Origin of the sequence: Nitratireductor sp. GCM10026969 (genome assembly GCF_042660605.1) — a bacterium.
Lineage (GTDB): Bacteria > Pseudomonadota > Alphaproteobacteria > Rhizobiales > Rhizobiaceae > Chelativorans.
On record NZ_JBHSUM010000153.1, the window covers coordinates 1 to 9,577 of the forward strand.

At 65.8% G+C, this 9,577-nt stretch carries 11 protein-coding genes; 5 read left to right on the plus strand and 6 right to left on the minus strand.

Going from position 1 to position 9,577, the window contains the following annotated elements:
* The 4 genes from ACFP9U_RS20885 to ACFP9U_RS20900 all read right to left on the minus strand — a co-directional run.
* The coding region (locus tag ACFP9U_RS20885; protein ID WP_378624412.1) for a pyridoxal-phosphate dependent enzyme at positions 1–498 on the minus strand (498 nt) is incomplete at its 3' end.
* 23 nt (positions 499–521) lie between these two features.
* Positions 522–1,289: a creatininase family protein gene (locus tag ACFP9U_RS20890; protein WP_378624413.1), complete on the minus strand. Its 768-nt coding sequence runs from the start codon at positions 1,287–1,289 to the stop codon at positions 522–524.
* Positions 1,286–2,422 (minus strand): amidohydrolase/deacetylase family metallohydrolase, encoded by a 1,137-nt coding sequence (locus ACFP9U_RS20895; RefSeq protein WP_378624415.1) that lies wholly within the window; start codon positions 2,420–2,422, stop codon positions 1,286–1,288. Before ACFP9U_RS20895 ends, ACFP9U_RS20890 begins: the two co-directional genes overlap by 4 nt.
* Positions 2,423–2,478: 56 nt before the next feature.
* Positions 2,479–2,841, minus strand: a complete 363-nt coding sequence (locus ACFP9U_RS20900; protein WP_378624416.1) for a RidA family protein — start codon at positions 2,839–2,841, stop codon at positions 2,479–2,481.
* A gap of 168 nt (positions 2,842–3,009) precedes the next feature.
* On the opposite strand from ACFP9U_RS20900, the gene ACFP9U_RS20905 reads away from it, so the two are divergent.
* Genes ACFP9U_RS20905 through ACFP9U_RS20925 form a run of 5 tightly spaced genes read left to right on the plus strand, consistent with a single transcriptional unit; the run spans position 3,010 to position 7,867 of the window.
* Positions 3,010–3,888: a MurR/RpiR family transcriptional regulator gene (locus tag ACFP9U_RS20905; RefSeq protein WP_378624418.1), complete on the plus strand. Its 879-nt coding sequence runs from the start codon at positions 3,010–3,012 to the stop codon at positions 3,886–3,888.
* Between the two features lie 14 nt (positions 3,889–3,902).
* Positions 3,903–4,961, plus strand: coding sequence for a D-TA family PLP-dependent enzyme (locus ACFP9U_RS20910; RefSeq protein ID WP_378624419.1), 1,059 nt, complete (start codon positions 3,903–3,905; stop codon positions 4,959–4,961).
* A 25-nt stretch (positions 4,962–4,986) separates the two neighbouring features.
* Positions 4,987–5,487: a TRAP transporter small permease gene (locus ACFP9U_RS20915; protein WP_378624422.1), complete on the plus strand. Its 501-nt coding sequence runs from the start codon at positions 4,987–4,989 to the stop codon at positions 5,485–5,487.
* A gap of 3 nt (positions 5,488–5,490) precedes the next feature.
* Positions 5,491–6,771, plus strand: coding sequence for a TRAP transporter large permease (locus tag ACFP9U_RS20920; protein WP_378624424.1), 1,281 nt, complete (start codon positions 5,491–5,493; stop codon positions 6,769–6,771).
* A 46-nt stretch (positions 6,772–6,817) separates the two neighbouring features.
* A complete protein-coding gene (locus tag ACFP9U_RS20925; protein WP_378624425.1) occupies positions 6,818–7,867 on the plus strand; it encodes a DctP family TRAP transporter solute-binding subunit in 1,050 nt (349 codons plus the stop codon).
* 240 nt (positions 7,868–8,107) lie between these two features.
* On the opposite strand, the gene ACFP9U_RS20930 is transcribed toward ACFP9U_RS20925, so the two are convergent.
* Together ACFP9U_RS20930 and ACFP9U_RS20935 are read right to left on the minus strand one after the other, a co-directional pair.
* Positions 8,108–9,145: a tagatose 1,6-diphosphate aldolase gene (locus ACFP9U_RS20930; RefSeq protein WP_378624427.1), complete on the minus strand. Its 1,038-nt coding sequence runs from the start codon at positions 9,143–9,145 to the stop codon at positions 8,108–8,110.
* A partial coding sequence (locus tag ACFP9U_RS20935; RefSeq protein ID WP_378624429.1) for a PfkB family carbohydrate kinase occupies positions 9,142–9,577 on the minus strand: 436 nt, incomplete at its 5' end. The genes ACFP9U_RS20935 and ACFP9U_RS20930, both read right to left, overlap by 4 nt.

The window sequence follows — 9,577 nt, forward strand, 5'->3', positions numbered from 1 at the left end:
GGCGGCGGCGATCTGCCGGAGCTTCGCGTTCGGCGCCGTCGCCGGCACAAGAACGACGATCGGCAGACCGGCCCGCGCCGCATAGGCGGCCGCCGACGCCCCCGCATTGCCGCTCGATGACAGAACGAGACCCTCGCGCCCGTATTCCTTCGCGAGCGACGTGGCGAGGGCGATCGCCCGGTCCTTGAACGAGCCGGTCGGCATGACGGAATCGTTCTTGATCCAGAGATCGGCAAGGCCGGTCCGTTCGCCCAGGCGCGGACAGTGAAGCAGCGGCGAGCGCGCCTCGCCAAGGGTCACCCGGTTTTTTGGCGCGCAGCGCGGCAGGAATTCGGCCCATTGCCACAGATTCGTAAGGTCGTCCGCGGCTTCCTGCAGCGGGCCTTCCGCCAGATGCAGGTCGAGAATGCCGCCGCAGGCAGGGCAGGTGGAGGGGACCACCTCGATGGAAACGTCGTTTCCACAAGCCACGCAGCGCAGGAAATCGGTTGTGCTCAAGGCGCTTTCTCCTCCCTTGTCCATCAGCCGCGCGGCATTCGCCGCAGGTCCGAGATCACCCTTTCGAGCGCATCGACCACGGCAGCGGTGATCGCCGCCCCTTTCGCTTCCGAGGCAAGGGAAGGGTCGCCGACCGTGCCGCTGCCGCCGGATTTTTCCTTCATGGTCCGGAACAGCGTCCCCCGGGCTGGCTTCAGCATGTCCTCTTCGGCCCAATCCGCCGTCGGTGCGATGGACATGCCGCCGATCAGGTCCGTTCGCACGGTGCCGGGCGCGGCGTGGAGCATGAGCGCCGTCTCGAACTCGCAAGCGTGGTTGATGCCGCCGGGACCACTCTCGCGCACCGCCGCCAGTTCCGGGGCGGCGAGCGTCCACCAGGTCAGAAGCGCGATCCGGCAATGGCGGTTCTCGTTGCCGAGCTTGTCGACGAGCACGCGGGCGATCGCCTGATTGCCGCCATGGCTGTTGAAGACGAGGATGGTGGTGAACCCGTGCGCCATGACGGAGCGCAGGATGTCCTCGGCATAGGCGAGGAAGGTCTCATGGCGCACCGACAGCGTGCCGGGAAAGTCCATGTGGTGGTCGGAACAGCACACCTTGATCTGCGGCAGGATCAGGATATCCGCGCCGCAACGGCGCTCCGCCGTTTCGAGAAGGTGCATGCCGATGGTGCAGTCGGTCGACAGCGGCAGATGCGCGCCGTGCTGCTCGACCGCGGCGATGGGCAGGACGACGACCGTTTGCCGGTCGATCGCTTCGATCTCCTGCGTCGTCAGCTCTTCCCATTTCATCGCGGGTGCCACCATCGCCCGGCGAGGACGACGCCTTCGGCCTGGAGCCGTTCGCCGACCCGCAGCACCTCGCCCTCGACATCCTCCAGCGCGAACGCGCCTTCAGCCAGCGACAGCACCGACGCGTCGCCGACGGCGCCCTCGCGGAAGGTGCCGAGCTCGGGGCGCTGGATGGCTTCGGCGGCCTTCACCGTCGAGCGGGCAATCACTTCGCCGAGCGGCATGCCGAGGCCGAGAAACTTGCTCATCGTGGTGAGCTGGTCATAGGCCGGTCCCTCAACGCAGAAGGCGTGCACGTCGGAGGAGATGGTGTCGGGCGGGAAGCCGCCTGACAGCATCGCCCGCGCCGTGCGGTAGGAGAACGAGCCCATGCCGTGGCCGATGTCGAAATAGACCCCGCGCTCGCGCGCTTCGAGCACCGCCTCCTTGATCGTGCCGTCGCCCTTGACCGGCGCATTGGGGAAGGGGCGGAAGCAGTGGGTGAGAACGTCGCCCTTGCGCAGTTTCGAGACCACCGCCTCGTAGGAGGGCGGCGGCTCGTCGATATGGCACATGACGGGCAGGCCGGTCTCGTCCGACAGGCCCAGCGCCACGTCGAGCGGCGCAATGCCCTGCGGGCCGCTGGCGTGACGGCCGATCCGCACCTTGATGCCGACGATCACGTCGCGGTTGGCATCGATGACCTTGGCGGCGTGTTTTGGCGCCATCAGGCGGAAGTCGTGGCTTTCCCCCACCATCAGATCCGGCGCGAAGCCGTATATGCCGGCGAAGGACACGTGCAGGTAGACGAGGATGCGCGTCTGGGAAGGCTCGATCACGTGCTTGCGGAAGCCGGGAAAATTGCCGGGCCCGGCGCTGCCGGTGTCGATGCAGGTGGTCACGGCGCTCGTGCGGGCAAAGTCCTCCGCGTCGATGCCGAGCGATGTCCCGCCCCAATAGACATGGGTGTGCAGGTCGATCAGCCCCGGCGTGACGATCTTGCCCGAAACGTCCCGTACTTCGGCCGCGTCTCCGCCCAATCCATCACCCAACGCCGCCACCTTGCCGCCGGCGAAGCCGACATCGGTGATGCGGTCGACGTTCCGGGACGGGTCGATGACGCGGCCGCCGGTAAGCACGAGGTCCAGATTCATATTGGTTGGTTCCTGTTCGTTGGTTCTGCCGCGCCGGGCCGTCGTCGCGGGCTCGGTCAGCGGGGTTTGTAGGCGACCGCCTCGATTTCGATCTTGATGTCGATCATCAGCCGCGATTCCACCGTCGTGCGCGCTGGAGGAGCGGACTCGAAATAGCTGCCGTAGACCTTGTTGAAGCCGCCGAAGTCGCGCGCATCGACCAGCCATACGGTGGTCTTGACGACGTCCGACAACTCGGCGTCCGCAAGGGCCAGCGCGGCTTTGAGATTCTCCATGACCTGCCGCGTCTGGTCCTCTATCCCGCCCGATACGATCGACCCGTCCGGGCGCGCGGGCACCTGGCCCGATAAGAAGACGAAGTCACCCGCGCGCACGGCGGGCGACAGGGGCACGTGCGAGGATCCGAAGGTTTGTTTCATGAGCCGAATTTCCCTCCAAGCATGAAATTTTCCGACAAAATTCCGTTAAGACCAAGGAAAGCGCCGGATATAACGGTAATTTCATGTTGCTTTTTTACATTTTCGCTGTCAAGTTGCGATCAACAAGGGCCACAAAGGCTATGGGGAACAGATCGGGGAGCGCGTCGCTTGACCACGACCGATATCGTTAACCGGTTGCGTATCTGGGCCGCCGACGGCAGCAAGGCCGAGCGGCGGCTGGCGGAGGTCATTCTCGCCGACATCGAATACGCCTCCAGGGCGCCGATCGCCGATCTTGCCCTGCGGGCTGGCGTGAGCGAGCCGACCGTGACGCGCTTCTGCCGTGCGCTCGGATGCGACGGCGTGCGCGATTTCAAGTTCAAGCTGGCGCAGGTCCTGGCGATCGGCGGGCTCTATCTCTTTCCCGAGCCGCTGGTGCGGGACGAGCGCGACGCGCGCATCGTCGACGCTATCGCCGACGGCGCTGCGAACGCCATGCAGCGTGTGCGCGATGCCATCGACATGGGAACCGTCAACGACGTCGCGGATCTGGCAATCAAGGCCCGCCAGATCTACGTCTTCGGCTCCGGCGGCGTCTCCTCCATGGGTGCGGTGGAGATGCAGAACCGGCTCTTCCGCCTCGGCCTTTCCATCGTTGCGCACACGGACGGGCAGATGCAGCGCATGTCCGCCGCGGTCTGCGACGGGCATTCCGTCGTCTTTGCCATTTCCGCTTCGGGCGCGGCGGCGTCGACCATCGAATCCGTGCGCGTGGCGCGGCAGTACGGCGCACGCACGATCGCCATCACCCACCCCGAGTCGGTGCTGGCGAAGGAGGCGGAGATCTGCCTGCCGTTTGTGATCCCCCCGGATACGCAGCTCTACAAGCCGACCTCAGGGCGCTACGCGCTTCTGTTCCTGGTCGATCTCGTCGCCATGACGGTGGCCGAATCGATCGGCCCGAGCGTGCTCGAGGGCCTGCGGCGGATCCGCGTCAGCCTCTCGGGCCTCAACATGAGCGATCCGGGGCGGCCTATCGGCGACTAAGGAGGGTGCATTCCATGACCGTTGACGAGATCGAGACCCCGGCCGTTGTGATCGACCGCGATCGCGTCGAGGCCAATCTGCGCAAGGCGCAGGATCATGCGGATGCGCACGGGCTGGCCCTACGCCCGCACATCAAGACGCACAAGCTGCCGCAATTCGCCCGCCGGCAGGTGGAACTCGGCGCCCGGGGCATCACCTGCCAGAAGCTCGGCGAGGCCGAGGTGATGGCCGAGGCCGGGCTCGACGACATCCTTCTGACCTACAATATCCTGGGCGAAGCAAAGCTTGAGCGCCTGCGGCGCCTGGCGGACACGATCACGCTCGCCGCGACGGCCGACAGCGCATACACGGTCGATGGCTATGCGACGGCTTTCGCGGATGCGCCGCGCCCCTTCAGAGTTCTCGTCGAGTGCGATACCGGCATGGGCCGCTGCGGCGTCCAGTCGCCGGAGGAGGCCGTGGCACTTGCGCGCCGGATCGAGGAAGCAGGTGGGCTCGCCTTCGGCGGCCTGATGACCTATCCCGCCGCCGGCAGGCAGAAGGAGGCCGAGAAGTGGCTGGCCGCTGCGCTGGAGGCGTTCGCTGCGGCCGGCATTCAGGTCCCGGCCGTCTCGAGCGGCGGCACGCCGGACATGTGGCACGCCCGCGGGAACCGGCTCGTCACCGAGTATCGTATCGGGACCTATATCTACATGGACCGCTCGCTCGTCGCCCGGGGCACCTGCAGCCTCGCGGATTGCGCACTGAGCGTGCTCGCCACCGTCGTCTCCGCGCCTACGGCCGGGCGTATCGTCATTGATGCCGGTTCCAAGGCATTGTCGAGCGACACGCTGGGGCTCACGGGCTTCGGACTCGTGACGGAGTATCCCGAGGCCGAGATCACCATGCTGAGCGAGGAGCACGGCGTCCTCGACGTGTCGGCCTGTGCGTGCAAGCCGGTGATCGGCGAGCGCCTCTCCATCATTCCGAACCATGCCTGCGTGGTCACCAATCTGTTCGATCACGTGCATCTGATTTCACGCGACGGCGCGGTCGAGCGCGTGCCCGTCGCCGCGCGCGGTCGTGTCGATTGAAGGCCCGGCAGACAAGGGAGGCGAGATGAGGCAGCTAGCGGCGAGGCTCGGCGACTATCTCAACCGGGGTGTTGAAATCGTCCTCATCCTGTTGATGGCGGCGCTCGTCGTCGACGTGTGGATCGGGGTCGCCGACCGCTATTATTTCCACTGGCAGTTCAACTGGCCTGAACCGCTCGCGCGCTATCTCATGATCTGGACGGTGCTGCTGGCGATCTCGAGCGGCATCGTCCGGCGCGAGCATATCGGGCTGACCGTTCTTATCGACCATTTGCCGGAAGGCCTCCGGCGCGCCGCGCTGATCCTCTCCGACCTTCTCGCATTCGCGCTCTTTGCCTATCTCTTCTGGTTCGGCATCGGTTTCGCGGCATCGGGACAGACCCGGCAGGCGATGATCTTCGGTCTCAGCCTGGGGCCGGCCTACGCGGCCGTTCCCGTGGCGGCGGGTCTTGCCGCCGTGCAACTCCTCCTCGTGCTCTTGCGCGATCTGGGAGGCCAGCACCTCGAAGAACAGGCGGAGATCTGAGCGATGCTGGTCGCCGTCATCTTCTTCGCACTGCTTCTGATCGGGACGCCGATCGGTTTCGCCATCGGCATGGCGGGGCTGGCCGGGATGGTCGGCATGGGCGGCAGCCATTTCCTGGCAATGGGCCCGAGCCGGATGTTCAACAGCCTCGACATCTTTCCCTTTCTGGCCATGCCCTTCTTCATCCTGGCCGGCGAGATCATGAACCACATCGGCATCACCCAGCGCCTGATGCGCTTCGCGCATATCCTGGTCGGCCATTTCCGCGGCGGACTGGCGCACGCCAACATGGTCGCCTCGGTCATGTTCGCCGGACTTACCGGGGCCGCGACCGCCGATGCCGCGGCCTTCGGCAAGACGCTGGTGCCGGAGATGGTCCGGCAGGGCTACCGCCGCGATTACGCCTGCGCCGTCACCGCCGCGGGCTCGATCATAGGCCCGACCATCCCGCCCTCGGGCATCATGGTCGTTTACGGATCTCTGATGGGCGTCTCCATCGGCGGCCTCTTCGCGGCGGGCATTCTGCCGGGTCTCGTCATCTGTCTCGTGTGCATGGCCGTGATTGCGCTCGGTGCCGCGCGCAACGGCCTGCCGAAGGCGGAAAAGCGGGCGACTGTTCGGGAAGTGCTCAAGAGCTTCCTGCATTCGATTGCCGCGCTGGCGATGCCATTCATCATTCTCGGCGGGATCCTCGGCGGCATCGTCACGCCGACCGAGGCGGCATCCGTCGCCGTCGCCTATGCGCTTCTTCTCGGCGTCTTCGTCTACCGCAACATCGATTTCGCCGCGCTCTGCCGGATGCTTTTGCGCACCGCCATCATCAGCGGCGTCATCTTCGTCATCATCGCCTTTGCCAGCCTGCTCGGCTGGTGGATGAGCTTCAACCGCGTGCCGCAGGCGATCGCCGAGGCCGTGCTCGCCATATCCGACAACCGCTATGTCGTCATCCTTCTGATGATCGCGCTCCTGCTCGTCGTCGGCATGGTGATGGACATCACCGCGATCCTCATCATCCTCACGCCGGTCCTGGTGCCCATTGCGACGCAGATCGGGCTCGAACCCATCCACGCCGGCATCATCTTCATTTTGGCGCTCAATATCTCGCTGATGACGCCGCCGGTCGGCGCCTGCCTGTTCGTCCTGTCGTCCGTGACCGGCGAAAAGCTGGAGCGGATCGCCATCAAGCTCTGGCCTTTCCTGTTCGCCGAGGTCGCCATCCTCATCGTGTTCGCATTCTGGGAGGACGTGGCGCTCTTCGTGCCGCGCTGGCTGGGCTTTGCCTGACCGCGCGCTCGACGCAAACCGAGAAAGAAACCGAAGGAGTGGACTTATGAAGAACACCTTGATCCGCGGCTTCGCCGCCCTGCTGGTCGCCTCCACGGCCGCCGTGCCGGTTGCCGCACAGGAGCACGTCCTGAAGCTCGCGCACGACAACAATCCCGATCCGTTCGACAACCCCGGACACGCCTGTGCGGCGGTCTTCGCCAACATCGTGACGTCCGACACCAACGGCGAGATCGAGGTCGAGATCTATCCCAACGACCAGATCGGCACCAATGCCGAACAGGTGCAGATGGTCCGCGACGGTGTCATCCAGGCGACCATCTCCTCGACCGGCTCGTTGGCCTCCTATTATCCCAAGATCGACGTTCTGAACCTTCCCTTCGCCTTCTCCGACAATGCCGCGACCTACGAGGCTTTTGACGGCACCTTCGGCAAGGCGCTCAAGGCCGACATCGAAGCCGATCTCGGCGACGTGGAGGTCCTCGCCTTTCCCGACACCGGCGGCTTCTTCGCCGTCACCACGGCCGACACGGCAATTAACGATCTGGAGGATTTCAAGGGTGTCAGGCTGCGCACCATGACCCTTTCCTCGCACCAGGTCATCATGAACGCGCTCGGGGCGGAGGCCTATCCGCTTGCCTGGGGCGAGGTCTATTCGGCGCTGCAGACCGGCGTCATCGACGGCCAGATGAACCCGGTGCCGATCATCTCGTTCTCGAACTTCGCCGAGGTGCAGGGGCATCTCGCGCTCACCAACCACCTGTTCTCGCCCTACATCTTCCTCCTGTCGAAAGCGTTCTGGGACGGATTGAGCGAGGAACAGCAGAAGGTGGTGCGCTACGCCGCGCAGTCCTGCGTCGCCGCTTCGCGCGGCCTGGCCCGCATCATCGAGGCCTCCGACCGCGGCATTGCGGGCCTTCGGGAAAAAATGGAGGTGTCGGCCCTTTCGCCCGAACAGCGCGACGCCATGCGCGAGGCGACCCAGCCTGCTTTCGAGGCGCATATCGAGAAGGAGTACGGCGGGGAGGCCGTGGAGCTTCTGGAACTGTTCAAGAAGGAAGCGGCGGCCGCCAACGGGTCCGGCTACCTCGAATAGCGGGAGGCAGACTTCGGCTAAACCAGCGAAATGCGGCGGGGTCCGTTTCGGAACATGGTTGCGGAACGGATCCGGCCTTGGTTTCGCTCGGGAGAATGGCGGGCGGTGCCGGTGTCATCCGACCCTAATATTATCCGCCGGCGAGGCGGCATCGTTCCGGCATGGATCCTCGGGCTTGACCCGAGGATCCATGCCAGAACATCGATACGCCGCCATCGGGCGAGAACCGGGCGGCCGGTATCAGGCGTAGCGCGCCGCGAATTCGCCTTCAAAGGCGAAATCGGCGGTTCTGAAATTCCCACTCCACGGCTTCGCCTTCTCCCGTGTCAGAACCGTCAGATCCCTGAGCCGCTTTCGGCCATCCTGATCGAGCGCGGACAACACGGCATCTTCGTCGGGGAAATGGTTCTGGACCGCGTCGAGCCAGATCGTCCGGCCCGCCAGAAATCCTTGCGCGCCCGCCGCGTAGGAGTAGCCGAGCACGCGGTCGAACTGTGCCGGCGTGGCGCCGCCCGAGAGCAGCACCCAGGGAATGCCCGCCTGCCGGCAGATGCCGCCGATCTCTTCGAACGCGCCGGCGGTCGCCTGCGCGGCGCCGCTTCCGTCCATCGCCGGCAGCGATGCGGCGGGCACGGGCGTTTCCAGCTTGAAGAGATCGACGCCATAGTCGGGCTTGGCGAAGTCGCGAACGCTCTCGATGACGAGCTCCGCCTTCTTGTCGGGCGATTCCACGTAGTCGGTCGTGTGGGCGGCGTTGTCGGGGAAGGGATAGACCAGGAGCTCGAGCACGTAGGGAATGTCGTAGCGGCGGCACTCCGCGCCGACGGTGCGCACGAAGGCCTGCTGGTGGGCGATGATGTCCCGGCCGGCGTCCGGCCGGTACCAGGCGAGCACCTTGACGGCGTCGCCGCCGACGCGCCGGATCTTCTCGACGCTCCAATTGTCGATCGCCCGCGACCTACGGCCGGCCGGCGTCTCCTCGAACCGGTGATCCTCCAGCGTCACGATGAAGCCGGTCTTCGACGGCAGGATGTCGATCGCCGCCGGAATCGCGAAATTCGGGTCGAGGAGCATGGAACTCGCGTCTTCGGCGAGCGCCTTCACGAGCAGGCGCTTCACCGAGAGCATATCGGCAAACGTCACGGCCTCCGGCGCGATGGACTTCGCCTTCGCGATGGCAGCGATCAGCGGCGGGCGCTGGTCCAGCGCCACCATCGTGAAGTATCCGTCCTCGTCGGCCAGCCGGGTGAGGCCGCGGCTCTTTCCGATCGTGCTCATGCGCATGTTCTCCATAGGTGCAATGTTTCGTCCAGGGTCGGAATTCCGCTGCGCCCGCCCGCCCTGGTGCATTTCAGGGCCGCGGCGGCAGACGCGAAAGTGAAGGCCTCGGCGACCGGCGCGCCGGCTGCGATTGCGAAGGCATAGGCGCCGTGGAAGACGTCGCCGGCGCCGGTCGTGTCGACGGAGCGCACGGGGAAAGCCGGCTGGTGATGGGCATGGCCGTCCTGGCGCCACCGCACGCCCTCGCCGCCTTCCGTCACCGCCGCGACCTTGCACCCGAAGGCGCCGATCGAGGCCAGCGGCTCGGGCCCCTTGCCGGCGAAGGCTTCGAGAGCCGGTTTGGAGAAGACGGCGTGGTCCGTCAGCGGCAGGAGAAGGGTGAAGACCTCCGGCTCCGCCATGTCGGCATCGAGCACCGTGGGGACGCCT